Annotated in this window: 26 protein-coding genes; 12 read left to right on the top strand and 14 right to left on the bottom strand. The window is 71.7% G+C overall.

The genetic code is table 11. The features are described 5' to 3' along the window. Nucleotides 1–239: 239 nt before the first annotated feature. The 3 genes from KIH74_RS22140 (at nt 240) to KIH74_RS22130 (ending at nt 4493) form a co-directional block, all read left to right on the top strand. Nucleotides 240–1433, top strand: coding sequence for a Gfo/Idh/MocA family protein (locus tag KIH74_RS22140; protein WP_214158021.1), 1194 nt, complete (start codon nt 240–242; stop codon nt 1431–1433). Continuing rightward, entirely contained in the window at nt 1430–2275 is an 846-nt protein-coding gene (locus KIH74_RS22135) for a sugar phosphate isomerase/epimerase family protein (protein WP_214158020.1), read from the top strand. Before KIH74_RS22140 ends, KIH74_RS22135 begins: the two co-directional genes overlap by 4 nt. A 73-nt stretch (nt 2276–2348) precedes the next feature. Further along, nucleotides 2349–4493, top strand: coding sequence for a hypothetical protein (locus tag KIH74_RS22130; protein WP_214158019.1), 2145 nt, complete (start codon nt 2349–2351; stop codon nt 4491–4493). A gap of 1 nt (nt 4494) precedes the next feature. Here KIH74_RS22130 and KIH74_RS22125 read toward each other — a convergent pair whose 3' ends face one another. Together KIH74_RS22125 and KIH74_RS22120 are read right to left on the bottom strand one after the other, a co-directional pair. After that, nucleotides 4495–6300, bottom strand: coding sequence for a sialidase family protein (locus KIH74_RS22125; RefSeq protein ID WP_214158018.1), 1806 nt, complete (start codon nt 6298–6300; stop codon nt 4495–4497). A gap of 36 nt (nt 6301–6336) precedes the next feature. After that, the gene (locus KIH74_RS22120) at nt 6337–7089 is read right to left on the bottom strand and encodes a carbon-nitrogen hydrolase family protein (RefSeq protein WP_214158017.1); all 753 of its coding nucleotides are present in this window, start codon (nt 7087–7089) and stop codon (nt 6337–6339) included. A 34-nt stretch (nt 7090–7123) separates the two neighbouring features. Here KIH74_RS22120 and KIH74_RS22115 point away from each other — a divergent pair, with 34 nt between their 5' ends. From KIH74_RS22115 to KIH74_RS22100, 4 genes are all read left to right on the top strand, one after another. Next, on the top strand, nt 7124–7270 hold the full coding sequence (locus KIH74_RS22115) for a hypothetical protein (RefSeq protein ID WP_214158016.1): 147 nt from the start codon (nt 7124–7126) through the stop codon (nt 7268–7270). A gap of 197 nt (nt 7271–7467) precedes the next feature. Then, a complete protein-coding gene (locus KIH74_RS22110) occupies nt 7468–9681 on the top strand; it encodes an MMPL family transporter (protein WP_214158015.1) in 2214 nt (737 codons plus the stop codon). A gap of 681 nt (nt 9682–10362) precedes the next feature. Then, complete coding sequence (locus KIH74_RS22105) at nt 10363–11265, top strand: ABC transporter ATP-binding protein (RefSeq protein WP_214158014.1); 903 nt, start codon at nt 10363–10365, stop codon at nt 11263–11265. Nucleotides 11266–11281: 16 nt separating this feature from the next. Further along, nucleotides 11282–12010: a hypothetical protein gene (locus KIH74_RS22100; RefSeq protein ID WP_214158013.1), complete on the top strand. Its 729-nt coding sequence runs from the start codon at nt 11282–11284 to the stop codon at nt 12008–12010. Between the two features lie 64 nt (nt 12011–12074). Here the strand turns inward: KIH74_RS22100 and KIH74_RS22095 are convergent, their stop codons facing one another. The 3 genes from KIH74_RS22095 to KIH74_RS37915 all read right to left on the bottom strand — a co-directional run bounded on the left by KIH74_RS22095 (nt 12075) and on the right by KIH74_RS37915 (nt 14323). Further along, nucleotides 12075–12218 carry an MFS transporter small subunit gene (locus KIH74_RS22095; protein WP_214158012.1) on the bottom strand — a complete coding sequence of 48 codons (144 nt, stop codon included), beginning with the start codon at nt 12216–12218 and terminating at the stop codon, nt 12075–12077. A 26-nt stretch (nt 12219–12244) separates the two neighbouring features. Then, on the bottom strand, nt 12245–13621 hold the full coding sequence (locus KIH74_RS22090; protein ID WP_214158011.1) for an L-lactate MFS transporter: 1377 nt from the start codon (nt 13619–13621) through the stop codon (nt 12245–12247). Nucleotides 13622–13753: 132 nt separating this feature from the next. Continuing rightward, nucleotides 13754–14323, bottom strand: coding sequence for a TetR/AcrR family transcriptional regulator (locus KIH74_RS37915; protein ID WP_214158010.1), 570 nt, complete (start codon nt 14321–14323; stop codon nt 13754–13756). 116 nt (nt 14324–14439) lie between these two features. Between KIH74_RS37915 and KIH74_RS22080 the strand changes: the two genes are divergently transcribed. After that, entirely contained in the window at nt 14440–14862 is a 423-nt protein-coding gene (locus KIH74_RS22080) for an organic hydroperoxide resistance protein (protein ID WP_308113957.1), read from the top strand. Here the strand turns inward: KIH74_RS22080 and KIH74_RS22075 are convergent. The 6 genes from KIH74_RS22075 to KIH74_RS22050 all read right to left on the bottom strand — a co-directional run bounded on the left by KIH74_RS22075 (nt 14837) and on the right by KIH74_RS22050 (nt 19086). Next, nucleotides 14837–15490 carry a helix-turn-helix domain-containing protein gene (locus tag KIH74_RS22075; RefSeq protein WP_214158008.1) on the bottom strand — a complete coding sequence of 218 codons (654 nt, stop codon included), beginning with the start codon at nt 15488–15490 and terminating at the stop codon, nt 14837–14839. The two genes, KIH74_RS22080 and KIH74_RS22075, sit on opposite strands and share 26 nt — an antisense overlap. A 122-nt stretch (nt 15491–15612) precedes the next feature. After that, the gene (locus KIH74_RS22070) at nt 15613–16398 is read right to left on the bottom strand and encodes a GNAT family N-acetyltransferase (protein WP_214158007.1); all 786 of its coding nucleotides are present in this window, start codon (nt 16396–16398) and stop codon (nt 15613–15615) included. Between the two features lie 109 nt (nt 16399–16507). Next, nucleotides 16508–16696: a hypothetical protein gene (locus KIH74_RS22065; RefSeq protein ID WP_214158006.1), complete on the bottom strand. Its 189-nt coding sequence runs from the start codon at nt 16694–16696 to the stop codon at nt 16508–16510. Between the two features lie 166 nt (nt 16697–16862). Beyond that, nucleotides 16863–17873: a hypothetical protein gene (locus KIH74_RS22060; protein ID WP_214158005.1), complete on the bottom strand. Its 1011-nt coding sequence runs from the start codon at nt 17871–17873 to the stop codon at nt 16863–16865. Beyond that, nucleotides 17870–18349, bottom strand: coding sequence for a hypothetical protein (locus KIH74_RS22055; protein ID WP_214158004.1), 480 nt, complete (start codon nt 18347–18349; stop codon nt 17870–17872). The genes KIH74_RS22060 and KIH74_RS22055 overlap by 4 nt, the downstream gene beginning before the upstream one ends. Before the next feature lie 257 nt (nt 18350–18606). Further along, nucleotides 18607–19086 (bottom strand): hypothetical protein, encoded by a 480-nt coding sequence (locus tag KIH74_RS22050; protein WP_214158003.1) that lies wholly within the window; start codon nt 19084–19086, stop codon nt 18607–18609. A gap of 520 nt (nt 19087–19606) precedes the next feature. Here KIH74_RS22050 and KIH74_RS22045 point away from each other — a divergent pair. The 3 genes from KIH74_RS22045 to KIH74_RS22035 all read left to right on the top strand — a co-directional run bounded on the left by KIH74_RS22045 (nt 19607) and on the right by KIH74_RS22035 (nt 23049). Further along, a complete protein-coding gene (locus tag KIH74_RS22045; protein ID WP_214158002.1) occupies nt 19607–20035 on the top strand; it encodes a Fur family transcriptional regulator in 429 nt (142 codons plus the stop codon). 23 nt (nt 20036–20058) lie between these two features. Beyond that, on the top strand, nt 20059–22302 hold the full coding sequence (gene katG, locus KIH74_RS22040; RefSeq protein ID WP_214158001.1) for a catalase/peroxidase HPI: 2244 nt from the start codon (nt 20059–20061) through the stop codon (nt 22300–22302). Between the two features lie 105 nt (nt 22303–22407). Beyond that, entirely contained in the window at nt 22408–23049 is a 642-nt protein-coding gene (locus KIH74_RS22035; protein ID WP_214158000.1) for an HAD family acid phosphatase, read from the top strand. 48 nt (nt 23050–23097) lie between these two features. On the opposite strand, the gene KIH74_RS22030 is transcribed toward KIH74_RS22035, so the two are convergent. Both KIH74_RS22030 and KIH74_RS22025 read right to left on the bottom strand, forming a co-directional pair. Further along, entirely contained in the window at nt 23098–23301 is a 204-nt protein-coding gene (locus tag KIH74_RS22030; protein WP_214157999.1) for a DUF397 domain-containing protein, read from the bottom strand. Next, nucleotides 23298–24185 carry a helix-turn-helix domain-containing protein gene (locus KIH74_RS22025; RefSeq protein WP_214157998.1) on the bottom strand — a complete coding sequence of 296 codons (888 nt, stop codon included), beginning with the start codon at nt 24183–24185 and terminating at the stop codon, nt 23298–23300. The genes KIH74_RS22030 and KIH74_RS22025 overlap by 4 nt, the downstream gene beginning before the upstream one ends. Before the next feature lie 142 nt (nt 24186–24327). Between KIH74_RS22025 and KIH74_RS22020 the strand changes: the two genes are divergently transcribed. Next, nucleotides 24328–24771 (top strand): hypothetical protein, encoded by a 444-nt coding sequence (locus KIH74_RS22020; protein WP_214157997.1) that lies wholly within the window; start codon nt 24328–24330, stop codon nt 24769–24771. A 74-nt stretch (nt 24772–24845) separates the two neighbouring features. On the opposite strand, the gene KIH74_RS22015 is transcribed toward KIH74_RS22020, so the two are convergent. Next, entirely contained in the window at nt 24846–25715 is an 870-nt protein-coding gene (locus tag KIH74_RS22015; protein ID WP_214157996.1) for a PhzF family phenazine biosynthesis protein, read from the bottom strand. Nucleotides 25716–25739: the final 24 nt, after the last annotated feature.

Here is a 25739-nt window from a genome sequence, read left to right as displayed (position 1 = left end):
GACAACTTTTAGCCACGATCTGGACACGGCGAAGTCGATCAGAGCCGGTCAAACCATTCCCCGCCTGCGCCAGGGCGAATGGTTGACCGCACCGGCCGCAGGTGCCAGGCTTTGCGGAAAGCGTTTACCGCAGGGTTGCGGCAGCGGATCCGCCGCCGGCCCCCTGCCGCCTTTTCCCGTGCGCGAGCATCGAATCGCCGATCGACCCGCGCCCGATCGCCACAGAACGAGGAGCCGGCATGGCACACGAGCCCATCGGGATCATCATGAACGGCGTCACCGGACGCATGGGCTACCGGCAGCACCTGCTGCGGTCGGTGCTCGCGATCCGCGAGGCCGGCGGCGTACCGCTCTCCGACGGCACCCGGGTTCAGGTGGAACCGCTGCTGGTCGGCCGCAGCGAAAGCAAGCTGGCGGAGATCGCCAAGAAGCACGACATCACCGACTGGACAACCGATCTCGGAGCCGCGCTGAGCGACCCGCGGTGGCAGGTCTACGGCGACTTCCAGATCACCTCGGCCCGGGTGGCGGCCATCCGCCAGGCGATCGCCGCGGGCAAGGCGATCTACACCGAGAAGCCCACTGCCGGAACCCTCGGCGAGGCACTGGAACTCGCCGATCTGGCCCGGGCGGCCGGGGTGAAGAACGGCGTGGTGCACGACAAGCTGTACCTGCCCGGCCTGCGCAAGCTGGCCCGCCTGGTCGAGTCCGGGTTCTTCGGCCGCATCCTGTCGATCCGCGGCGAGTTCGGCTACTGGGTGTTCGAGGGCGACTGGCAGAGCGCCCAGCGGCCCAGCTGGAACTACCGCAGCGAGGACGGCGGCGGCATCGTCGCGGACATGTTCCCGCACTGGAACTATGTGCTGGAGAACCTGTTCGGTCCGGTCGAGGCGGTCTACTCGCGCGCGGTCACGCACCTGCCCAACCGCACCGACGAGCAGGGCCGGGAGTACCCGGCCACCGCCGACGACGCCGCCTACGCCGTGTTCGAGCTGGCCGGCGGCGTGATCGCCCAGGTGAACTCGTCGTGGGCGGTGCGGGTGAACCGCAAGGAACTGGTCGAGTTCCAGGTCGACGGCACGCACGGCAGCGCCGTCGCCGGGCTGTTCGGCTGCCGGGCCCAGCACCGCACGGCCACCCCGAAACCGGTCTGGAACCCCGATCTGGCCGAGACCCACGACTACTTCACCGACTGGGCCGAGGTGCCCGACAACGACGTGTTCGACAACGGTTTCCGCACCCAGTGGGAGCAGTTCCTGCGGCACGTGGCCGAGGACGGGCCGTACTCCTACGACCTGCTGGCCGGGGCGCGCGGCGTGCGGCTGGCCGAGGCGGGTCTGGAGAGCTCGCGCACCGGCCGCCGGATCGAGCTCCCGGCCCTGGTCACCGGTGAACCGGGGACGGCGGGCACCTCGGGCGCGGTGCACCCGTGAGCCGGCTGTCGCTCAACCAGGCCACGATCAAGTACGCCGATCTGGCCACCGCCCTGTCGGTGACGACGCGGGCCGGGATCGGCTCGATCGGGCTGTGGCGCGAGCCGGTGGCGCAGGTGGGGCTGGCCGAGGCCGTCCGCCTGGTCGCGGACTCCGGCCTGCGGTTCTCCAGCCTGTGCCGGGGCGGGTTCTTCACCACCGCCGACCCGGCGGCCCGGCAGCAGGCCCTGGACGAGAACCGGCGCGCCATCGACGAGACCGCTGCCCTGGCCGCGGCCGGGGCCCCCGGGTCACGGCCGGTGCTGGTGCTCGTGGCGGGCGGCCTGCCGGAGGGCTCGCGGGACCTGCGCGGCGCGCGCGCCCGGGCCGCCGACGCGGTGGCCGCGCTGGCCGGCCACGCCGCCGCGGCCGGGGTGGTGCTGGCCGTGGAGCCGATGCACCCGATCTACGCCGCCGACCGGGGCGTGGTCTCGACCCTCGACCAGGCCCTCGACCTCGTCGGCGACCTGCCCGCCGAGGTGGCCGGGGTGGTCGTGGACACCTTCCACGTGTGGTGGGACCCCGACCTGGCCACCCTGATCGCCCGGGCCGGGCGGGAGGGACGGATCGCGGCCTACCAGGTGTGCGACTGGATCACCCCGTTCCCCGCCGACGCCCTGCTCTCGCGCGGCCTGATGGGCGACGGGCACGTGGACTTCGCCTCCGTCACCCGCTGGGTGCTCGACGCCGGGTACACCGGCGACATCGAGGTGGAGATCTTCAACCAGGAGCTGTGGGACGCCGACCCGGCCGAGGTGACGCAGCGGGTGAAGAAGGCCTACGAAACCACCATCGGCCTCTGAACCTCCATGAAAGACACCGTTTCCTGCTAATCTCCACCGCCGAAGTGGGGGCAGGGAGATCCAGGGGGCGGTCGTGACACAGCAGGGTTCCAGCGGATGGACGTCCGGGCCGGGCACACCCCGGCCTGGTTCGTCCCGCCTGATCTGGGGATTCGCCGCCGGCTTCGTGCTGCTCCTGATCGGGGCGGTGGCGGTGGTCCGGATGTCGGGCGGTGCGGACGACCCGGCGGGTGACGGCGCGGCGCCCGGGGAGTCGGCCGCGGTGCGGCTGGCCCACCGGCGCGCACCGTTCGAGGAGGCCGTGCTCGCGCTGGCGCAGGCGCCGGGGGCGCACTACGACGACGGCGTCTTCTCGGTGCAGCTCACGCTGTTCGGCGACTACACCGGCTCGGTCGAGGCCCGCGGTGGCGTGTACCCGGTGATCCGCACCGACGGCGTGACCTCGGTGCAGCTGCCGGCCAGTTCGGTCAACGCGCTCCAGCCGAGCGCCACCGAGACCACGGCGACCTGGGTGAAGGCCGGCCCAGCCACCGCGGAGTACCTGGGGGTCTCGTTCGGTGACGTCCCGGACGACCCGTCCGACCTGGCCCAGCGGGTGCTGGACGACCTCAACGACCCGGCCACCGACTTCACCGCGGCCGACTCCACCACCACGCCCACGGCGTCCACGAACGGGGACGACGAGGGCATGCTGACCGTCACCACGCCGTCCGGGCCGGTCCGGGTGAGCGCGTCCTCACCGCACCGGCTGATGTCGGTCCCGGTGCTCTCGGCCGGCTCCGGCACCGACGACACAGCCGACACCGACAGCACGGCCGGCGGTGCTGCCGATCCGGTCTCCTTCGCGCGCCCGGCCGCGGCGTCCGCCACCGCCACCCCGGTCCAGCTCACCGCGGCCCAGGTGGACGAGGCCTTCGAGCAGATCGTGAAACGTGCCCGCACGACGGCGAAGACGGTCGACCCGGGCGTCGTCCTCGATCTGGAGCAGCAGGCCGCGATCAACTGCACCGAGTACAGCTGCTCGGTGTCGGCCCGGATCACCGCCGGCGCGCGCACCGCCGGCTCGGACAGCGAGGTCACCTCCGGCACGGTGCGGGCCTCGCTGACCGCCGACATCGAGGTGGACGGCAAGACCGGCGCCGGGAAATGCACCGCCGTCACCACCATGAAGCTGGACAAGAGCAAGACGCTGAAGTGCACCACCACCTCGGCCGGCCCCGAGCTGCGCAGCGCTCTGAGCCGGGCGAAGGCCCAGGCCGAGGCGAAGTCGCGGGCCATGAACGGGGCCCGGGTGCCCTACACCGTGCCCTACGGCGGCACCGTCGACGTGCGCGCGGTGGCCAGGGTCAACGTGAAGACGCTGGTGCGGCTGATGCTCTCGCGTCAGGACCTGCTCGACGACCTGCTGGAGCAGGCCGAACCGCAGACCGAACCGCAGGCCGAGCCGGAAGGGCAGACCGGCACACAGCCCGGGAACGGCACGCAACCCGGCACCACCACCGCCCCCGGCACCACCGGGGGCGCCGAGCCCGCCCCGCAGCCCTCCGGTTCCGGCGTCGTGGTTCCGCAGCCCGACCCGGACGACGAGGATCCGGTCGGCTGCGCCGACCTGGAGCCGGCCGGGGCCACCCCGCACGGCACCACCGGCTGGAAGAACTTCGTGATCCGGCCCACCGGAGGCAGCGACCAGGGCGCCGCCGGGGGCCGCACCGAGGTGGGCGAGGCCTGCTTCGAGAAGCCGGTCGTGTCCGGGCACCCCACCGCGCCCACCGGCAACCCGGCGGGCTGGCTGGACGGGCAGAAGACCGGCGCGGCGGCGTTCCCGAGCGCGTCCGGCAACGGCCTGGCCCGCTGCCACCTGGTGCCGGCCGTGCTCGGCGGCCCGAACGAGGCCTCCACCGGCAACCTGGTGACCTGCTGGCAGGCCGGCATCAACATCAACAGCACCGCGAAGAGCAGGCCGGTGATGAAGGTGTCGATGCGGGACTTCGAGAAGCACGCCAACGCCTGGATCCGCTCGTCCGGCGCGGCGAACACGGTGACCGTCTACGAGGTCACCCCGGTGTACCGGTCCGCGAAGAGCACGATCCCGACACACTTCTCGATGCGGTTCCGGTCCTGGGACCGGGACACCCACCAGCTGAAGCGGATCCGGTGGATCAGCGTCCCCAATGTCACGCTGGACGAGAAGGGCAAGACCCAGTCGCTCGCCAACTGACTCAGTCGACTCGGTCAGGGTGCGCCGGGTAGACCACGTCGAACAGTCCCACCGAGATCTCGCGACCGGCCTCCCAGGTCGCCGCGATCCGCTCACCGCCCACGTGCACCAGGTCGGAGTAGGCCGCGCCGTTGCCGCGCTCGCCCACCCGGATCACGGTGTACGCGGGCCAGGAGCGGCCTCCGTCGGTGGAGACGTTGACCGCCAGGTGGTACCGGCCGGTGAAGTCCTGGTGGTTCGTGGCCACCAGCCGGCCGCCGGGCAGCACCAGGATGTCGTCCTGCACGGGTGTCGAGGGCAGGCTGTGGTTGCGGACGGCGGGTGACCAGCTGACGCCCTCGTCGTCACTCGTGGACCACCACTTGAAACCGGGCGGGTTGTTGTCCATCTGCACCCGCACGTGCGCCACCACGGTGCCGTCGGGCAGCTGGGCGGTCTGCACCTCGTTGCTCCGGTCGGTCTCGATGATGCCTCCGGTGCGCCAGGTCTCGCCGTGGTCGTCGGACAGGATCACGTGGCAGCGGTAGGCCGCGACCGCCGGGTCCCAGTGGTTGCAGGGCACCAGCAGGCGGCCGCTCGCCAGCTGCTCGGCACCGCCCGGGCCGGTCGCGTACCAGCGCCAGGCCGGGTCCTTCACCGACGCGGTGATCTCGGTGACCGGCGCCCAGGTCACGCCGTGGTCGTCCGACCAGGTGCGGTACACCCGCCGGGTGTCGTCGGAGGTGCCGGCGTTGATCTCGGCCTCGGTGTCGGTGGCCCGGTTCCCGGTCAGCAGCAGGTGCAGCCGGCCGGTGCTCCGGTCCACCACGGGAACCGGGTTGCCCAGGCAGTTCTCGCCGTCGTCGGCCACCGTGAACTGCTCGCCCCAGGTGACGCCCCGGTCGGTGGAGCGGCGGGCCACGGTGCCGATGTGGCCGGAGTCGGCGTCGCCGTTCCAGCGGTGCTCGGCGAACAGCACCAGGCTGTCGTCGTCACAGCGCACGATCGCCGGGATGCGGGCGCGGCCACCGGTGTTCACCGCGATCATGCCGGTCTGCTCGTCCCCCGCCGGCGCCACCGCCCGCGGTACCGAGCCGAGCGGGTACGCCGAGGCCAGGTAGGAGCGGACGTCGTCCATCTGCTCCTCGCTCGCCTCGCCCCGGATCAGCAGGACGGCGAAAAGGTCCACCCCCAGGCCGGTTCCGCCCACCCGGAGAGGATCGGGCGTGGTGACGGGAGCGGTGTAGGTGTCGTCGTCGGTGGTGATGCCGGACGACCCGTCGCCGTCCAGCGCCGCCAGCGCCCGTTCGCCGGTCAGGTGCAGCTCGTACAGGTGCACGGCGCCGAGGTTCTCCGCGACCGTCTCGGTGTGGGTGAGCAGGGCCTCCTCGCCGCCCGCCCGGAACCGGGTGCCCATGGCGTTGTCGGCGAGCCGTTCCAGGCCGATGCCGTACGCGTCGCCCTTGGCCAGCAGCGTGCCGGTCTCCAGGGCGCGGTTGCGGGCCACCACCAGCGCCCGGAACGCGCCGTCGCCCGGATTCAGCCGGGGGACGTCGGGGATCTCCAGGTGCCCGGTCGTGAACCGCACGGCGGCAAGGGTTCCCAGCGCGGCGGGGATCAGGTGGGGACGCCCGTCGGCGCCGGTCGCGGAGGCGGTCAGGCCGCCCTCGCGGGTGTCGTGCCAGCAGTCCACCGAGGCGTCGTCGCCGGTCACCGAGACGCCGCGGGCGGCGTACAGCTCCAGCGCGAGCAGATCGCCCAGCGTTTCGGAGGGAGTGGTGCCCGCGGTCTCCCGGGCGTCGTCGCGCCGGTCTGTCAGGTCATCCATCCGGAGACGGTAGCGGGCCCGGCCCCCGCGGCACGTTCAGGCGATCCGGCGATGCACCGCCGCATCGTCGAGGTCGAACAGCCACACCCCCGCCACCTGCTCCTGGTCACCGGCGTCCGCCGCGACGTGCCCGCCGTCCGCCGTCCACATCCCGCTACCGCCGCACCCCACCATGCCCCCGGACGGGCCGGCGTGGTTGGCCAGCACCACGGTGACGCCGTGCCGCTGGGCCACCTGGGCCGCGCGCGCCGCGTCGGCCGCGTAGCCGGGACCGGTCAGCAGCACGCCCAGCATCCAGGCGTCGCCGGCCGCGGCGGCGCCGGCCTGGTCGTCGTCGCTGAGGTCGAAGCAGATGCCCAGAGCCAGGCGGCGGTCGCAGACGGTCAGGGTGCGGCCGCCGGTTCCCGCGGTGAACACGTCTTTCTCGGCGCCGAACAGGTTGCGCTTGTCGTACACCGTGACCCCGCCGCGCCCGTCGAGCGCGAGCGCGGACAGGTAGGTCCGGCCGGCCCGGCGGGTCGGGGCACCGACGACGGCGGTCAGGCCGGCCAGGGTGCAGGCCTCACGCAGAGGGCGGAGCCTCTCGTCGTCCACGGTCGCCGGGTCGTCCAGCTGCCGGGTGGGATCGGACGCGATGCCGTCGATCTCGTAGCCGGTCAGGGAGAGCTCGGGGAAGAGCACGAGGCGGGCACCGGCCGCCGCCGCGGCCTCGACCGCCTGGACGTGGGCGCCGACGTTGGCCTCGATGTCGAGGGGAACACCGGGGATCTGGGCGAGAGCGATCAGCACACGCCATCCTGGCAGGTTCTGGCAGGATCGGGGGATGGCCGACGTGTACTGCCGTAACTGCGGTGTTCAGCTGCGGCGTCTGCTCGGGCGCTGGTGGCACGTGGGCCGGGCCCTCGGGCCGGTGCCCTGCCCGGCGGCCGAGCCGGAGCGTCCGGAAGACCTGGATTCCCGCTCCCGCTGAGCGATTCCGCCCTCCTGGGCGGTTGCCGCCGACCGGGCGGCCGGGCACGCGGAAACTGCCGGACCCGGGTGCCATGCTGAGGGCCTGGGCGCGTTCCGGTAACTCGCGCGACCCCTGGGGCAGATTTCGGTAGGTTCGTTCTGGGGATCTTTGTGGGGATTTTCCGAGCCGCATCAGCTGCGACGGAGGGGTAAGCGGTGTCACGCGTATTCAGAGGGCTGGGCCATCTCGTGTCCCGGCGGCCGTGGTGGGTGCTGGGTGCCTGGGTGCTGTTCGCGGTCGTGGTGGTGACCACCGCGCCCACCGTCACCGCCACCACCGACCAGGCCGACTTCCTGCCGGGCACCTACGAGTCGATCAAGGGCTACGAGCTGATCGACCAGGCGTTCCCGCAGACCCAGCAGGCCGGCGCCACCATCGTGTTCGACCGGTCCGACGGCGCCCCGCTCAGCGAGCAGGACCTGTCCACCATCGCCACCATCGCCGAGGGGCTCAGGCCGGGCTCCGCGTTCGGCACCGTGGGCGAGGTGACCCCCTCCCCCAGCAACCAGGCGGCCATCGTCAACATCGGCCTGGCGCCGGGGGTCACGGGGCAGGACCCGGCCGACCTGGACCAGGTTCCCGACCTGCGGGATCAGGTGGGCAGGGCGGTCGAGGGCACCGGGCTCGACGAGGGCGTCACCGGTGCGCTGGCACAGGGCTACGACCAGACCGAGTCCGGCCAGAACGCCGAGGCCATCGTCTTCGTCGCCACCATCGCGCTGATCGTCGTGCTGCTCGGCGCCATCTTCCGCAGTGTGCTGATCGCCTTCATGCCGCTGGTGCTGGTCGGCATCGTCTCGGCCGTGGCGGGCGGCCTGATCGCGATGGTCGAGAAGGCGTTCGACCTCAATCACGACCCGTCCACCAGCGTCATCCTGATCGTGGTGCTGTTCGGCATCGGCACCGACTACATCCTGTTCTTCCTGTTCCGCTACCGCGAGGCCCGCCGCGACGGCGAGGTGCACCGGCAGGCCGTGTCGCTGTCGATCGAGCGCGCCGGTGAGGCCATCGCATCGGCGGGCGGGGCGGTGTTCGTCGCCTTCATGACGCTGGTGCTGTCATCGCTGGGCATCTTCCGGTCGATCGGCCCGTCGCTGGCCGTGGCCGTGGCCGTCACCCTGCTCGCGGCCCTCACCCTGGTGCCGGCCACCGTCACGGTGCTCGGCCGGGCCCTGTTCTGGCCCTCGAAGAAGTGGCGGGAACAGCCGCGCGGCAGCAGGTTCGCCGGGGTCGGGGCCTCGCTGGGGCGGCACCCGGTGCGCTATGCCGCGGTCTCCGGGGCGTTCCTGGTGGTGCTGTCGGTGTTCGCGCTGTCGTTCAACCCGACCTTCGACCTGGGTGACAGCAACTCGGCCTCCGACGTCGAGTCGGCCACCGCCACCGCGACGATGGAGCAGAAGGGCTTCAGCGCCGGCGCCACCGACCCGACGCCGATCGTGCTGCACGCGGGCGACGGCCGGGCGCTGACCGAGGCCGAGGTGAAGACGTTCTCCGACGCCGTCGCCGGCACCGAGGGCATCGGGCAGGTGGTCAGCGCGACCGTCTCCCCCGACGACCCGAGCACGGCGCTGGTCATGACCATCCTGAAATACGACTCGGCGTCCGGTGAGGCGCTGGCCGCGGTGAAAGACGACCTGCGCCCGGCCGCCGACGCGGCCGCACCGCAGGGCACCGAGGCCTATGTGGCGGGCACGGCCGGGGTCTTCGTCGACTTCCAGGCCGCGATGAATCGCGACTACTCCGTGGTGTTCCCGGTGGCCGCGGCGATCATCCTGCTCATCCTGATGGTGCTGCTGCGCAGCCTGGTCGCACCCTGGTACCTGATGGTGTCGGTGGGCCTCGGCTTCGCCGCCACGCTGGGCGCCACGGTGATCGTGTTCCAGCAGATCAAGGGCGACCCGGGGCTGATCTTCCTGCTGCCGATCTACATCTACCTGTTCGTGGTCGCGCTCGGCACCGACTACAACATCCTGATGGTGGCCCGGCTCCGCGAGGAGGCCCGCGCGGGTCGCGACCCGAGAGAGGCTGCGGCACAGGCGGTCCGTCATGCCGGCCCGACCATCGCGGCGGCCGGCGTGATCCTGGCGGGCACCTTCGCCTCGCTCATGCTGGCAGGCAACTCGCTGCTGCTGACCATGGGCTTCGCGGTGTCGTTCGGCATCGTGATCGCGGCGTTCGTGATGGCGATGTTCTTCACCCCCGCCCTCACCGCCCTGTTCGGGCACGCCGCCTGGTGGCCCGGCCACTCCGACGCGGTCGTCCCGGTCACCGACGAGAACCCGCATCTGCCCGTCACTTCCGGCACCCCCTCCGCCGATCCGCACGACACCGATCCACACCGATCTGACGACGCCGTGTCGGAGCCCTGACCTCCGCCTCGGGCGGCGAGAGGCGCATCAGCATCCTGCCGCCCGAGGCCGGACCGGCCGTGGGTCGAGGTACGAGCCGACCCGGCCTCGAAGATCGGGGCCCGCCCGGTGGCGAAGTCCAGGCCAACCGGCGGACCAGGTGCGGCCGGCCCATCCGATCCGTCACAGTGCGGACCCAGGGCGTCGAAGCATGTTCCCGGCGGGTCAGTCCGCACGCTCCGGCCGGGGACACCTCTTCGGTTCTGACACCACCCTGCCGCCGATGGTGGTGTGAAAAATGCTGAGGGGTCTGGCCTCCGGCGCCGTCGGCCGGTATCGCCCGAGCCGATCACCTCATCCTCACACGATCGAGCGCGCCATACTCGCACCCGACCAGGTTCGCCACAGGCAGACCGAGTTCGCCCACAGGCAGACCGGATTCGCCCACACTCAGACCGAGTTCGCCCACGCACGGCGGCGCCGCCCGATCATCCCGACCAGGTTGGTGGCCCGCACACTCCTGGTGTCCCGCCGGTGGTCCTGATCCACGCCGTGCACCCACCGTGTACTCTTTGACCCACTTCGTCCCGGCGGGCCGGCTGACCGTGCCCGGCCGTGCCGGGTCGCCGCCCGCGAACGAGGAGCACCGGCCTGTCCATCAGCGCTCGCAGGTTGAGCAAGGTCTTCGCCGGAGTCCATGCGGTGCGGGACCTTTCGTTCGACGTGCGGCCGGGGGTGGTCACCGGGTTCCTCGGGCCGAACGGGGCGGGCAAGTCCACCACCATGCGGCTGATGCTGCGGCTGTGCCTCGGGGGCGGCGTCACCACCTTCGGCGGGCGCCGCGTCGACCAGATGCGGCAGCCCACCCGCACGGTGGGCGCCATGCTCGACCCGACGGCGCACCATCCCCGCCGTAGCGCCCGCGCCCACGTGCGCATGCTCGCGGCCGCCGCCGGCACGGACGACCGCCGGGTCGACGAGGTGCTCGGGCTGGTCGGTCTCACCGACGTCGCGGGTCGTGCCTCCGGCGGGTTCTCCCTCGGCATGCAGCAACGTCTCGCCCTCGCCGCGGCGCTCGTCGGCGATCCGGAATACCTCATCCTCGACGAGCCCGCCAACGGCCTCGACCCGCAGGGGATCCGCTGGCTGCGGGACTTCCTCACCACCCTCACCGACGAGGGCCGCACGGTGCTGCTCTCCTCGCACCAGCTCGCCGAGATGGCCCAGACCGCCGACGAGGTCATCGTTCTCGGGCGCGGCCGCATCATCACCCAGGGGCCGCTGGGCGACTTCGTCGACCGGTTCACCCGCCGCCATGTGCTGATCCGCACCCCCACCCCGCACCACCTCGCGGACTGCCTGCACGCGAACGGCATCGGGCCCGTCACACCGCGGGGTCCCGACGGGCTGGTCGTCGCCGGCGAGACGAGCACCGACGAAATCGGCGAGCTCGCGGCCCATTACGGCGTGGTGCTGCACGAACTGTCACCGCACTCCTCATCGCTGGAAGACGCCTTCCTCGAGGCCACCGCCACCAGCACCGAGTACACGACGCATCCGACCAAGCACCCGACCAAGCACCAGACCACCGGCCGCGGCCGCTGACAGGAGGCCGAGCACCGTGGGCAGCACCCTCAGGATGGAGAGCCGCCGGATCGCCACCCTGGGCACGATCCGTGTCCTCGCCCTCGCCGCAGTCCTTCTCGGCACGGCCGCGGCCGCCTTCGTCGCCGCCACCGACCCGCCCGGCGCCCTGTCCGGCGACACCGCCACAGCCGTACTGACCGGCGCAGGGTCGATGTCACTGCTCCCGCTGACCGGTCTGCTGGTGGTACTGATCGGCGTCACCTCGGTACTCGAAGACACCCAGCACCGCCTGGCCACCGTGCTGCTGGTGGCGCAGCCCCGGCGTACCACCCTGGCCGGCGCACGACTGACCGTGCTGGCCTCGATCACCGGCGGAATCTGCCTGCTGCTGACCGTTCTCACGTTCCTCACGGCCCAGCTGCTCGGTCGCCCGATCGGCGCCGGGCAGGTGCCCGACGTGTTCGTGGCCCACCTGGTCACGCTCGTGCTGCTGTGCTGGGCGGGCGCGGCCCTGGGCTGGCTGACCGGCACCGCGGCGGTCCCGGTCGGCCTGGTGCTGCTCGACGTCCTGCTGGTGGAGCCGCTGTCCGCCCTGGCCGCCAGCACGTATTCACCCGGCCTGGAAGAACTCTCGGTCTACCTGCCGTTCACCGCCGCCCGGGACGCCACCGGCGGCGATCCGGCCGCGCTCGCGACCACCTGCGCGTACACCGCGGTCCTGCTCACCGCGTCGGCGCTGCGCATCACCCACCGCGACTACTGACGTCCACGCAGAAGAACGGCGGCCGGCGGAGTCCGTCTCCACCGGCCGCCGGACCAGAACCAGGTCAGCCGAACAACGCCGACACCTTCTGGATCGTCTCCCAGATCCCGTACACCAGAGCCGAACCCACGATCACCCACAGGCCCACGGCCACCGCCGCGGCACCCTGGGCAGGAGCCGGAGCGGGGGCGGTCACGTCATCGCTCATCGTCGTCCTCAATTCTGTTCTGGAGATCAGGAGGTGGACGTCCGCGCGGACTCCGGTGCGGACGTCCCGGACGGCGCCTGCGCCCGCCCGGCGAGCGAGCGCACCAGGGCGTTGGCCACGAAACCGACCACCAGGATGCCGACCATGATCGCGAACGACAGCGAGTACAGGTCCGCACCCGACTTGCCCGCCGCGGTCTGGTGGTCGGCGACCCGGTTCACCACCATCGGGCCGACCACGCCGGCCGCCGACCAGGCGGTGAGCAGACGGCCGTGGACGGCGCCCACCTGGAGACCGCCGAAAAGGTCTTTCAGGTAAGCCGGAATGGTGGCGAAACCGCCTCCGTAGAAGCTCAGGATGAGACAGGCCACGGCCACGAACAGGCCGATGCCGGCCGTTCCCCGCAACGCCAGCACCAGGTAGAGCAGGGCCCCGGCGCCGAGGTAGATCGCGTAGATCGGCTTGCGGCCGATCACGTCGGAGGTGGACGACCAGACGAACCGGCCGGCCATGTTGCACAGCGACAGCAGCCCGACGAACCCGGCGGCCTCGGTGGCGTCGACGTCGGAGAAGAAGTCCTGGATCATCGGGGCGGCCTGCTCCAGGATCCCGATGCCGGCGGTGACGTTGCAGAACAGCACCGTCCACAGCAGCCAGAACTGCGGGGTGCGGATGGCCTGGTTCGCGGTCAGGTCGGCCGGCGCCCCGTGGCCCAGACCGGGACGGCGGGCGGCGGCCACCACGGCGGCACCCGTGCTGTAACCGGGCGGGGTCCAGCCCTCGGCCGGCACCCGGATCACCCAGGCGCCCAGCGCCATCAGCACCAGGTAGACCGCGGCGAGGGTGAGCATGGTGGGGGCGATCGCGTCTTCCGGCTTCCCGGCGTACGCGTCGAGCAGGCGGCTGGTCAGCGGCGAGGCGACCAGCGCGCCGCCGCCGAAGCCCATGATGGCCAGGCCGGTGGCCAGGCCCGGGCGGTCGGGGAACCACTTGATCAGCGTGGACACCGGCGAGATGTAGCCGATGCCCAGGCCGATGCCGCCGATCACGCCGTAGCCGAGGTAGACCAGCCACAGCTGCCCGGTCGCCACCCCGAGGGCGCTGACCAGGAAACCGGTGACCCAGCAGAGCATGGAAACAGTCATCGCCTTGCGCGGCCCGTTGCGCTCGACCCAGGTGCCGCCGAAGGCGGCGGACAGGCCGAGCATGACGATGGCGATGGAGAACACCACGCCGATCGCGGTCAGGCTGGAGTCGAAGTGCGTGACCAGCGGCGCCTTGAAAACGCTGAAGGCGTACACCTCACCGATCGAGAGGTGTACCGCGAGGGCTGCCGGCGGGACCAGCCACCGGTTGTACCCGGGCGGGGCGACGGTCCGTTCACGGTCGAGGACAGAGGGCATGCGCTCGCTTCCTAAAACTCACCATTGGGTTCGGGTCCAGGCTGACACACGAAGAGGCGTTGGTCCTGTTTTGCAGGGTTAAAGCCGAATAACGTTCGAGCCTCTTCGTGACCAAGGACCCTGGTGGTGAGCTCAGCGCGCCCCGACCAGGTCGTCCACCGCCGCCACCAGCGTGGCCGCGGCCGCCGCCGGGCTGCCCAGATAGCCGCCCACCATGGCGCCGTCACGCTGGGCCAGCCAGCGCCGGGCCCCCTCCTCGGCATCCGGGTGCCCGGCCCGCTCCAGGGCCGTGGCCACCGACGACTCCAGCCAGTCGCGGTGTGCGCTCACCGCCTGCCGCACCGGGTGGTCGGCGTCCGGGTACTCGGCGGCGGCGTTGATGAAGGGACACCCCCGGAATCCCTCCCCGCTCAGCTGATCGGCGATGGCCCGGGTGAAATCGCGCACCCAGCGGGCAGATTCGGCCGGTGTCCCGGGCACCGCGCCGACGTGCTCGCGCACCGCCCGGTCCAGGCCCTGGACGTAGGCCACAAGCAACAGCTCCTTCGAGGGGAAGTGCCGGTAGAAGGTGGCGCGGGTGACCCCGGCCCGCTCGATCACCCGGTCGACGCCCACGGCGCGCAGGCCCTCGCGGTAGAACACGTCACTCGCCGCACGCAGCAGGCGGTCACGGGCGGGAGGGGTACGGACGGCAGCGTTCACGCGCTGCACCATAACCCGGGCACACGCCACCGGTGGGCCGGCACCGATTGACGGGCCCGCCCGCTTCTGGTCGAATGCATGAGACAGAACGTTCTATGTCTACGAGAGGTGATCCCGTGCCGAGCATCTACACCGCCGTCGCCACCGCCACCGGTGACGGCCGCAACGGCCACGCCCAGTCGTCCGACGGCATCCTCGATCTCGACCTCGCGACCCCCAAGGAGATGGGCGGGGCCGGCGGCGCGACCAACCCGGAGCAGCTGTTCGCGGCCGGTTACGCGGCCTGCTTCCACAGCGCGCTGAAGCTGGTGGCCGGCAAGAAGAAGATCCAGCTCGTCGACAGCGCCGTCACCGCCGAGGTCGGCATCGGCCCGAACGACGCCGGCGGTTTCGCCCTGGAGGTGTCGCTGCACGTCGAGCTCGGCGGCCTGGACCAGGCCACCGCGGACGAGCTGGTCGAGGCCGCGCACCAGGTGTGCCCCTACTCCAACGCCACCCGCGGCAACGTGCCGGTCACCCTGGAGGCGACCGTCGGCTGACCACCGGGTCCCAGTCCGTGCAGGCGTTGCGGGGACTGCCCGCAACCGCCCTCGGGGTGTCGCCGCAGGCCCGGAACCACCGGCCGGCCACCACTTCCGCCGCCCGGGACACCCCGTCGGGCGGCGTCACCCCGAACGGCCCGCACCGGGTGTGTGAGACCCCCTCGGTGTCGGACCAGTCGATCCACACCCGGTCGCCGGCCTGGGCCCCGGTGATCTCGGCCCAGATCGAGGGACGCCCGTCCACGGCACCGGTCACCAGGGTCACCGTGGGCTCGTGGTCGTCTCCCTGCGGCCGGGCCGGCGTAACCCCTTGCACCGGAGTCTGTCCCGCGGCTTCGAGCGTGGGGAAACCGTCGCACGACCCGCCGGGCTCGCGGCCGACGAGGCGGGCCAGCCGGGCCACCACCGTCCAGGGCGGCACCGCCCGGCCGGACAGGTAGCGGGACAGCGACGAGTCACTGACGTGCAGCTCGGGTTCGAGCTCCTTCAGGCTCTTGCTCGACGCCGCCCGGAGCCTGCACAGTTCCCGGGCGAGCCGCTGGTGCGCGGCAGCGGTGTCCCGACCGACCCCCTGACCAGGGCCTGTGTGCGTGTCTCCCGGACGTTCCCCCGAAACCGCATGCACCGAGCGTATCGCCACGATCACGGCACGGCGGCGGATCCCGCGGCGCCCGATCGGGTCGTGCCGTCCCCGTCATCGTCCCCGTGGCCGGCCGGCAGCGCGTGGCCCCGCGGGCCGAGACGGTCTCAGGCGTTCCAGCGCCAGTTCGGCCGTTCGTACAGCACCCGCAGCCCGGCCCGGCGCAGGTTGTTCAGCGAGCTGTTGCCGCGGCCGGGCTCGGGCACGCCGGTCTCGGAGGTGAGCCAGCGGCACCCGGCCCGGCGCGCGGCCTCGGCCCGGGCGGCGATCAGCGCCGACTGCGCGCCGCGCCCGCGGTGCTCCGGCAGGGTGGCGCCGGTGTGCAGCGACCCGACCTCGCCGTGCACGAGCAGCCCACCACCGGCGACCATCACGTCACCGTCCCAGGCGGCGAAGGCCTGGAAGCCGGGGGCCGACACGGCACCCGCCACCATCTGCGACAGCGGGGTGCCGGGCACCCCGAAGGCCCGCAGCACCGTCTCGCCCCACTCACCGGCCTGCTCCGGCGCGACCCGGCCGACCCGCAGGCCGGTGCTGCCGGCGGGCAGCACCTCGCTCACCTCACAGCCCAGTTTGGCCCAGGTCGTTCCGGCGGTGATGCCGCGGGCGGCGGCCTCGGCGGCGAACCCGCCCGGCAGCAGCCCGGGGGTGAACTGGAGCACGGCCGAGGTGGCGCCGCACCCGGCGTAGAAGCCGAGGATCTCGTCGAGCAGACCGGGGGTGACGTCCTGGTCGAACCCCAGGGCCTTGCTCCAGTACGACATCGGGTCGTTCCGCATGTGCATCACCACGCCGCCGGCGAGCCGCCGGGCGCTCACGCCGAGCGTCTCCGGGGCGGCCAGGGCGTACTGGTACATGAACTCCGCTTCCGCGGACTCGCTGTCGAATTGCATCTGCTACCGGTGTCCTGCCGCTGTCCGAGGTGGCCGGGAAAGATCGTCCCGTGGGTGTTCTCGCGGAACGCAACCACAACTCCCCGAACCCGGCGATTCCACCGGCCGGTCAGGAGCGACGCCGCTTATTCCCCCGCGGCCGGGGAGCGGCCGGCTTCCGGCCGCCGGCCAGGTATCCGGCCTGCTCCAGCTCGACCACCCAGCCCTCGAACCGGCGTCCCTCGCTCTCGGCGCGGCGCTCGGGTTCCCACGCGTCGCACTCCGGCACGGTGCGGGTGCGGGCGGCGCCGGTCGCCACCTCTCAGGTCACCTGCGAGCCGACCCGGAAGTCGTCACCGCAGCGCTGCTGCTGCCACCCGGAGATCCAGACGTGCGCACCCATGCCCCGATCCTCCTGCACCGCGCCGCCGCCCACCGATATCCGGTCCGACGGTCAACTGGTGGACGACGCGCGCCCGGCCCGGTCACGGGGGCACCACGTACGACGGCGACCCGGTGGTGAACGGGGTGAACCAGGCGTCGAAGGCCAGCGGTGCGGTGCCGCGGGGCAGGGGGAAGGCACGTTCGGCGGCGTGGTCCTTCGCCGGGTCGTAGAGCAGGGCCAGGTCGTCCTCGGCGATCAGCCGGGCCGACAGCCGGTCGCGCCACTGACCGGGCAACTCCAGCAGCAGGTCGTCGGCGAGGTCCTCGACCTCGTCGAACAGCCGGTAAACGGCCAGTTCCTGGGCCAGGCAGTCGAGCGGGGTCCAGGTGCCGGCCAGCCGGGCGGTGACGCCGGTGAACGCCACGATGAAGGCCCGCACGAAGGCGGGTGTGAACCGCTGCCGGTAGCGCCGGGGCAGGGCGGCCAGCTGCGGCACGGAGCCGAGGTCGGGCCGGAGGGCCGGGGAGCCGTCCGTGGAACCGTCCGGGGAGTCCTCGGCCTGGGCGCTCTCCAGCCGGTGCAGGTCGTCGAACAGGTGGTCGAGCATCAGGCCGGCGGCACTGACCAGGCATCCGGCGAGCGCCTCGGCCCCGTCGTCACCGGTGCCGCCGCCGAGTTCCTCCCGGGCGAGCCCGCGCAGCAGGCCCGCCGAGGCCAGCACCTCGGTGCGGCGTTCGCCGATCCCGTCCAGGGGCCACGCGTCATGGACGGCGAAAGGGCCCGTCCCGGGCTCCTCGTCGTCCACCGTTGACGCCGCGCCGTCGGTGACCTCGACCTCGAAACCCCACCCCGACAGCTCCGGGGCGTGCTCGACCAGGCCGGCGCCGGTGCTCTCGGCGAGCAGCCGTAACTCGGTGGCGGAGCGGTGCGGGTCGAAGAGCGTGAGCCGCACGAGCAGTTCGTTGGCGTCGACGACGTACGAGCTGATCGACAGCGGCAGTTGCATGACGTGCATCCCGGCCAGGGTGGCCGCGCCGGCGCGCACCACCGCGCCGGCCGGCTCCGCGTCCGGCGGGGTGAGGCGGACGGTGAGATCGAACGTGCCGCTCACGCGGGCGGCGACAGCCACGACCAGTCGGCCAGGGCGGACGAGTAACCGACCTCGCCCCACACCGCGCGCGGGTCGTCCTGCGGCGTGGTCTCCATCGAGACGGTACGCACCAGGCCGTCCTTCTTCTCGGTGATCCCGATGTTCGACCTCGGGCACAGGTCGCCCGGGATCTTCGCGACTTCCTCGCAGACCCGCACCGGCCCGCCGGGGCCGCTGAACTCGGCGCTGCGGGCGATGGACTCCGGTTTGCCGCGCTCGGTATACACGTTCGCGACGGACCAGAACCGGGTGAGCCGGTAGCCCTCCGGCACGGCCACCGGCAGCGCGAGTTTCACGCCGCCACGGGCCTGGGCGTATCCGTCGTCGACGAGCGCCTGTTGTCTCGCCGACTCACTCTGGTCGAACGATCCGCACCCGACAGTGGTTGCGACGACGGCGGCTACGATCGCGAGCGCTCTGAGCGCGCGAGCACGCACGTTGGGTTCCCCTCCCGAAACTTTCTGACGCGCGGCGATCCTCTCCGCGGCGTCCCCAGGCGAACACTCCCACATCGTCACCGCTTTGACCTAGCGGGATTCCCCCTGTTCCGAAACCTCTTAGCCGATACCCAGTTACCGGCAGGACGCGGCCGACTACCGACCGGAGTATTCACGCTCAGCCACAACGGCGACGGGCCCGTGACCGGATGGTCACGGGCCCGGGGTGATTCGGCACACGCCTGCCGGAAAAGGGATTACGAGAGCCAGGTCCAGTCGTCCGGGGTGGCCGACCAGGTGACGTCGCCGCCCCAGACCGACGCGGCGGTGGCCCGGGTCTTCTTCGTGGACGGCTCGACCGTCACCGTGCGGCGCAGCCCGTCGTCGTCGTGCGTGACCGCGGTGTCGTCCTGCGGGCACAGGTCACCGGGCACCTCGACGACCTCGGTGCACACCCGCACCGTGCCGTCCGGTCCGGCGAACTCGGCGCTGCGGGCGATGGACGACGCCTTCCCCCGTTCGTCGTAGACGTTGGCCACCGACCAGATCCGGTCGAGGCGGTAGCCGGACGGCAGCGAGACCGGTAGCGACACCCGGACCCCGCCGTCCGCCTCGGCATAGGCGGTGCGGACATAGGCCATGGTCTGAGTCCCGTTCTGCGGCACCGAACCGCAGCCGGCCAGGACCGCCACAGCAGCCAGTGGAATTGCCAGCGCCGAGATCACACGCGCGCGCACGTCGACTTGCCCTCCCCGAGCAGAACCGCAATGGAATGCGAACTGTCTTGCGGCACAACGACGTTCACAGACCAGCTGCCTCAGCCCGGGAGAACGCCGCGACGGGACGTGCCACGGTAGACCGGTCTGCGACCGTGCCGGCACCGCCCCTCGAACCGCTGTGATCAAGATACACCCGTGCGCTAATGCCGCATCACTGGGGCACTTTCGCCGGCCGAGGGCACCTGGCGGTCACCCGGACGACGGCTCCGGACACGGTGAGTGCCCGCGGGCCAGCATCCACGGGCGCCCTCCCGCAGAGACCCGGCAGGGGCTCGATGAGGGCCCCGGAAAGGCCGGCAGGGACCCGGCGGAAGTTCGACGGAGACCGGACGGGGCCCGACGCAGATCGGGTGGTCACCCCAAGGGGCCGATCGGGTTTCGTCGCGAGCACCCGGCGCACCGGAGCATGCACCATGGGTCATCGGATTTACCCTTGCGTAAACTTGAACTGCTCAAAAGTAGGGCCTATGTTCTTCGCATGACGTCCGACTTCGAGGCCCAGCTGCGCTCGGTCTCGTTGCGCGTGACGCGGCCCCGGCTCGCCGTGCTCACCGCCCTGCACGACCACCCGCACATCGACACCGACACGGTGATCGGGCTGGTCCGGGCGGAACTGCCCGCGGTGTCCCACCAGGCGGTGTACGACGTGCTGCGGGCCCTCACCGACTCCGGCCTGGTCCGGCGCATCCAGCCCATGGGTGCCACGGCCCGGTACGAGTCCCGCGTGGGCGACAACCACCACCACGTCGTGTGCCGCTCCTGCGGCGCGATCGCCGACGTGGAGTGCGCGGTCGGCCACGCCCCCTGTCTTACCGCCTCGAACAACCACGGCTTCGTGGTCGACGAGGCGGAGGTCGTCTACTGGGGCACCTGCCCCGACTGCGCGACCGCGAGCACACGTCCATGAATGGCCAGTCCGGAAGGAATCAGATGAGCGACACCCAGAACGCGGGCGGTTGCCCGGTCGCGCACGACTCGGTCACGGCCCAGGGCAGCGAGAGCGAGAACCCGGCGATCAAGCCGCCGGAGCCGAAGACCGGTGGCGCACCGCGCACCAACCGGGACTGGTGGCCCAACCAGCTCGACCTGTCGGTCCTGCACGCCCACTCGTCCAAGGGCAACCCGCTGGGCGAGGACTTCGACTACGCCGAGGAGTTCGCGAAGCTCGACGTGGAGGCCCTCAAGGCCGACATCGCCGAGGTGCTCACCAGCTCGCAGGACTGGTGGCCGGCCGACTTCGGGCACTACGGCGGCCTGATGATCCGGATGAGCTGGCACGCCGCCGGCACCTACCGGATCGAGGACGGCCGGGGTGGCGCCGGTGACGGCGGGCAGCGCTTCGCCCCGCTGAACAGCTGGCCCGACAACGCCAACCTGGACAAGGCCCGCCGCCTGCTGTGGCCGGTCAAGCAGAAGTACGGCCAGAAGGTGTCGTGGGCCGACCTGCTGGTGCTCGCCGGCAACGTGGCCCTGGAGTCGATGGGCTTCCAGACCTTCGGTTTCGGCTTCGGCCGCCCCGACGTGTGGGAGCCCGAGGAGATCTTCTGGGGTCCGGAGGACACCTGGCTGGCCGACTCCCGCTACGTGTCCGAGAAGGACATGCTGCCCGGTGTCGGGGCCACCGAGATGGGCCTCATCTACGTCAACCCCGAGGGCCCCAAGGGCAACGCCGACTTCCTCCAGGCGGCCGCGTTCATCCGGGAGACCTTCGCCCGGATGGCGATGAACGACGAGGAGACCGTCGCGCTGATCGCCGGTGGTCACACCTTCGGCAAGACGCACGGCGCGCACACCGGCGACGTGGGCCCGGAGCCGGAGGGCGAGGGCATCGAGGCGCAGGGCCTGGGCTGGCTCAGCTCGCACGGCAGCGGTAAGGGCAAAGACACCATCACCTCCGGCATCGAGGTGACCTGGACCGACCGCCCGACCGAGTGGAGCAACCGCTTCTTCGAGATCCTCTTCGGGTACGAGTGGGAGCTCACCACCGGCCCCGGTGGCGGCAAGCACTACGTGGCCAAGACCGACGACAAGATCATCCCGGACGCCTACGACGCGTCCAAGAAGTACCGTCCGACGATGCTCACGACCGACCTGTCGCTGCGCTTCGACCCGGTCTACGGCGAGATCTCGAAGCGGTTCCTGGAGAACCCGGAGGAGTTCCGCCTGGCCTTCGCCAAGGCCTGGTACAAGCTGCTGCACCGTGACATGGGCCCGGTCAGCCGCTTCCTCGGCCCCTGGGTCGCCGAGCCGCAGCTGTGGCAGGACCCGGTGCCGGCCGCCACGGGCACCCTGGTGTCGGACGCCGACGTGAGCGCCCTCAAGGCCAAGGTGCTGGCCTCCGGCCTGACCGTGGCCGAGCTGGTGCAGACCGCCTGGGCCAGCGCCGCCACCTTCCGTTCCACCGACAAGCGCGGTGGCGCGAACGGCGCCCGCATCGCCCTGGAGCCGCAGCGGAGCTGGGAGGTCAACCAGCCGGAGCAGCTGTCCAAGGTGCTCGGTGTGCTCGGCGGCATCAAGTCCGAGTTCGACGCCGCCGGCGGTGCCCAGATCTCCCTGGCAGACCTGATCGTGCTGGCCGGTGCGGCCGCCGTGGAGAAGGCCGCCCGGGACGCCGGGGTCGAGGTGACCGTGCCGTTCCACGCCGGTCGCACCGACGCCACCCAGGAGGAGACGGACGTCGACTCGTTCGCGGTGCTCGAGCCGCGGGCCGACGGCTTCCGCCAGTACCTGCGCGAGGGCGAGAAGACCCAGCCCGAGGTGCTGCTGGTCGACCGGGCCTACATGCTCAACCTGACCGCCCCCGAGACCACGGTGCTGATCGGTGGCCTGCGGGTGCTCGGCAACAACGTCGGCGGCAGCGCCCACGGTGTGTTCACCGACAAGCCGGGTGTGCTGACGAACGACTTCTTCGTCAACCTGCTCTCCCCCGGCACGAAGTGGAAGGCCGCCGAGGGCGAGCACGTCTACGAGATCCGTGACCTGGCCACCGACGAGGTCAAGTACACCGCCACCGCGGTGGACCTGATCTTCGGCTCCAACTCCCAGCTGCGCGCCCTCGCCGAGGTCTACGCCAGCGAGGACGCCAAGACGAAGTTCGTCAACGACTTCGTGGCGGCCTGGGTCAAGGTCAGCGACCTCGACCGGTTCGATCTGCGGGGCCCGAACCTGATCTGATCCATCCGATCGGTGCACCGGCCCGGCATCTCCTTCGGGGAGGTGCCGGGCCGGTGCCGTTCCCTCACCCGGTCCCGCCACGAACCGGTATGAAAGGGTCGGGGCATGAGCACCCCGAGCCCGGGCGCCGCGGCCGCCCTCCCCCGGTTTCTGCCGTCCGGTCACCCCGCGACCGAGATCCGCCGCTACTACGGCGACACCGGGACCGGCCGCGTCTCCCCCACCTCGGAGTACCTGCGCGACGTGGAGCGCGTGATGGACGACGTCCACCATTTCGTGGCCGGATTCGCGCGGGGCGCACTGGTGCTCGACATCGACGACACCCTGCTGAGCACCTACGCCTACGGCGCCGCGAGCGATTTCGCCGGGTACGACGACCTGCGCGCGCTGGCCGGGTTCGTGCTGGGCAAGCAGCCGACGGCGGTGAGCGGGATGCCGGAGTTCACGCGAGCGGCTGCCGCGCGCGGCCTTTCGCTGTTCTACCTGACCAACCGGCCGGACCAGGCGCGGGCCGTGACGCTGGAGAACCTGCGCGAGCAGGGCTACCCGGATCCCGCCGGGCTGTTCACGAAACCGGCCGACCAGCCGCACCTGTCGACCACGCAGTTCAAGAGCTCGGTGCGCGCACGGCTGGCCTCGCTCGGGCACGACCTGCTGGCGAACGTCGGCGACCAGCAGTCCGACCTCGACGGCGGGTACGCCCGCCGGGCCTTCCGGCTGCCGAACCGGATGTATCTCCTGCCGTGACCATGCAGCACCCTCCCGGCCCGAGGGCGTGCATGATCACGGCGGGAATCAGCCGAGCTCGCCCTGTTTCGCGGCGTCGACCCAGGCCCGGAACACGGCGGGGGCCAGGCGCAGCGTCGGCCCCCGGCCGTGCTGCTTGGTGTCCCGCACCTCGATCCGGCCGTCCGGGCGGGCGACCCGCTGCTCGACGCAGTTACCGGTCTCGGCGCTGGCGGCGGCCTTGACCCAGGTGTGTGGATCCTTGGTGCTCATGCGGCAAACTCCTCGATGGGGACGGATCGGGACGCGATGGCGGCGAAACGCTGCTTGATACCGCCGAGCACTTCGTCGGACGCGCTGTACTGACCGCCGAAGTACGTCTCTGTGTAGACCACGGGCCGTTCCCCGGTGTGGCCGGGGAACTCCAGGATGGTGAACTCCCCGAAACCGCCCTGGTAGGGCCCCGCACTGTAGGGCAGGCAGCGGATGTCGGTGGCGTGGCGGGAGTTCAGCTCGCACAGGTAGGCGATCTGCCGCTGCACGCCGCCGCTGCCGCCGTGCTCGCGGTGCAGGGCCTCCTCGGGGATCACGACGGTGACCGGGATCCGGCCGAGAATCTCTTCCTGACGCCGCATCCGGATCTGCACGGTGCGGTCGATGACGTCCTGGCCGAGCGGCTCGGGCACCTCCGCCAGCCGGTGGCGCATGTACTCCTCGGACTGCGCGATGCCCGGCACCACCAGCCCGCCGACCACCTGGAGACTGCGGGCGAACGACTCGAACGACAGGTAGATCTCGAAGTTCTCCTCCGAGGGCAGGCCCTTGCCGAGCACCTCCCACCAGGTCTGCTGGCGGGCCTTGACGGCCATCTCGGACAGCGCGTTCACGGTCTCCTCGGGCAGCTTGTACAGCCGGGCCAGGAACTCGACGTCGGCGCGGCGCGGGATGCTGGTGCCGTTCTCGATCCGGGTCAGCTTGCTCTGCGAGCCGCCGCCGCGCCTCTCGACCGCGGCCCGCGACATCCGGGCGGCCTCCCGGGCCTCCCGGAGCTTGCGGGCGAGCGACCTGCGCAGGGCACCGATCGGCAGTTCCGCCGGCTGACCCGGCTCATCGGGCTGATCGGGGTCCCACCGGTCCGCGTCCACGAGAGTGCTCACGGTGACGATGCTAAACGGTGGCATATCCGGTCACTTCAACCCGGTCAAAATGACAGCACCACTTTGACCACTTGCGGGTGACGCGCGGTGCCGACGTACGTTCACGGCGTCACCCGGACGGAGTAACGAGAAGGGCACAAGCATGGTGGAAGGCGCGATCGCGGTATGGGGGAGCGTCGCTCCCGCGTCCCGCCTCCTGGCCCTGCGTGCCTCCGTCCGGGTGACGCCGTTGCCGTCGCGACGAGGGGTGGACGTGGAGGACGAACCGGTGGACGACGCGGTGGTGGTACGGGTGCGCACCCGGAACGGTGACCTGGTGGAGGTGACGTTCGGGCGCGACGACCAGGGGGACGTCGGGATCACCTACTGCGCGATCGAGCACGGGCGGATCTCGGCGCCGGAACTGCTGGCCTGGCTCGACGAGGGGGACGGCGAGATCAGCCGGAGCGGCCCGCTGTCGCTCGGCCGGGACGCCGGCGGGCCCTGGATCGGGATCTACCCGGAGATCCGCCGGGCCACGGTGCGGCCCGCCGACCGGCGGCGGCTGCGACGGCTCGCGCCGCCGGCGGATTCGGCGGTGAGTTGAACAACGGTGGACGCCGAATCGCCGGTTCCTTGGGCGGCCGGGTGGTCGAGGGGCCGGGGCGCCGGGCCGGGAGGTCAGGCGCCGTCGGCGATCTGCACGGCGGTGCCGCTGACCACGATGCCGCCGTCGGTGGGCACGTCGACCAGCAGCAGGCTCGGGCGCCCGACGTGACGGCCCTGGTGGATGACGATCCGGGCCGGCGGGGTGAGCAGACCGAGGTCGCGCAGGTAGGCACCGGTGGAGGCGGCGGCCGAGCCGGTGGCCGGGTCCTCGGTGATGGCGCCCACCGGGAACAGGTTGCGGGCCTCGAACTCGTCCGGGCCGCGCCGGTGCAGCACGGTGACGGTGCCGGTCCAGTTCCGCTCGTCCATCAGGGCCCGCACGGCGCCGGGGGCGAAGGTGAACGCGTCGAACCGGGCGGCGTCGGCCAGCACCACGACCGGGTGCCAGTTCCCGGCGAACGACTCGCGGGGTGGCAGGGCCGGGTCGAGGTCGGCGGCGGTGAGACCGAGCAGGCCGAGCAGACGCCCGAGCACCTCGTCGGCCAGCGCCCGGACCTGCGGGGTGGTGCTGGTGAACGAGGCGGTGATCTGTTCGCCGTCCATGCGTGTGCGCAGCGCGATCGGGCCGACCGGGGTGTCGAACACGATGTCGCCCGGACCCTGCTCCTGGGCCAGGGCCACCGCGGTCGCGATCGTGGCGTGACCGCAGAAGGGCACCTCGGCCAGCGGCGAGAAGTACCGCAGCGTGGCCCGGCCGCTCTCCTGGTGCAGCACGAAAGCGGTCTCGGAGTAACCGATCCCGGCGGCCACGGCGAGCATCTGCGCCTCGTCCAGGGCACCGGCCGCGAGCACCACGCCGGCCGGGTTGCCCACCTGGCCACGCTCGCCCGCACCGCTGGTGTCGGGGAAGGCCGCGTACCGCCGGATCACCGGGGAGCTCATGTCAGCCGGTCCTCTCGTCACAGT

The sequence above is a fragment of the Kineosporia corallincola genome, assembly GCF_018499875.1.
GTDB classification, from domain to species: Bacteria; Actinomycetota; Actinomycetes; order Actinomycetales; family Kineosporiaceae; genus Kineosporia; species Kineosporia corallincola.
The sequence above is the reverse complement of the archived record's forward strand: the minus strand, read 5'-3'. Positions and strand labels throughout refer to the sequence as shown.

Excerpts from the sequence above, each read along its gene's own strand:
- KIH74_RS22015 (WP_214157996.1), bottom strand. The coding sequence starts at position 25,715 with ATGAGCTCCCCGGTGATCCGGCGGTACGCGGCCTTCCCCGACACCAGC.
- KIH74_RS22095 (WP_214158012.1), bottom strand. The coding sequence starts at position 12,218 with ATGAGCGATGACGTGACCGCCCCCGCTCCGGCTCCTGCCCAGGGTGCC.
- KIH74_RS22030 (WP_214157999.1), bottom strand. The coding sequence starts at position 23,301 with ATGAGCACCAAGGATCCACACACCTGGGTCAAGGCCGCCGCCAGCGCC.
- KIH74_RS22125 (WP_214158018.1), bottom strand. The coding sequence starts at position 6,300 with ATGGATGACCTGACAGACCGGCGCGACGACGCCCGGGAGACCGCGGGC.
- KIH74_RS22090 (WP_214158011.1), bottom strand. The coding sequence starts at position 13,621 with ATGCCCTCTGTCCTCGACCGTGAACGGACCGTCGCCCCGCCCGGGTAC.
- katG (WP_214158001.1), top strand. The coding sequence starts at position 20,059 with ATGAGCGACACCCAGAACGCGGGCGGTTGCCCGGTCGCGCACGACTCG.
- KIH74_RS22070 (WP_214158007.1), bottom strand. The coding sequence starts at position 16,398 with ATGCAATTCGACAGCGAGTCCGCGGAAGCGGAGTTCATGTACCAGTAC.
- KIH74_RS22020 (WP_214157997.1), top strand. The coding sequence starts at position 24,328 with ATGGTGGAAGGCGCGATCGCGGTATGGGGGAGCGTCGCTCCCGCGTCC.
- KIH74_RS22045 (WP_214158002.1), top strand. The coding sequence starts at position 19,607 with ATGACGTCCGACTTCGAGGCCCAGCTGCGCTCGGTCTCGTTGCGCGTG.
- KIH74_RS22115 (WP_214158016.1), top strand. The coding sequence starts at position 7,124 with ATGGCCGACGTGTACTGCCGTAACTGCGGTGTTCAGCTGCGGCGTCTG.
- KIH74_RS22140 (WP_214158021.1), top strand. The coding sequence starts at position 240 with ATGGCACACGAGCCCATCGGGATCATCATGAACGGCGTCACCGGACGC.
- KIH74_RS22035 (WP_214158000.1), top strand. The coding sequence starts at position 22,408 with ATGAGCACCCCGAGCCCGGGCGCCGCGGCCGCCCTCCCCCGGTTTCTG.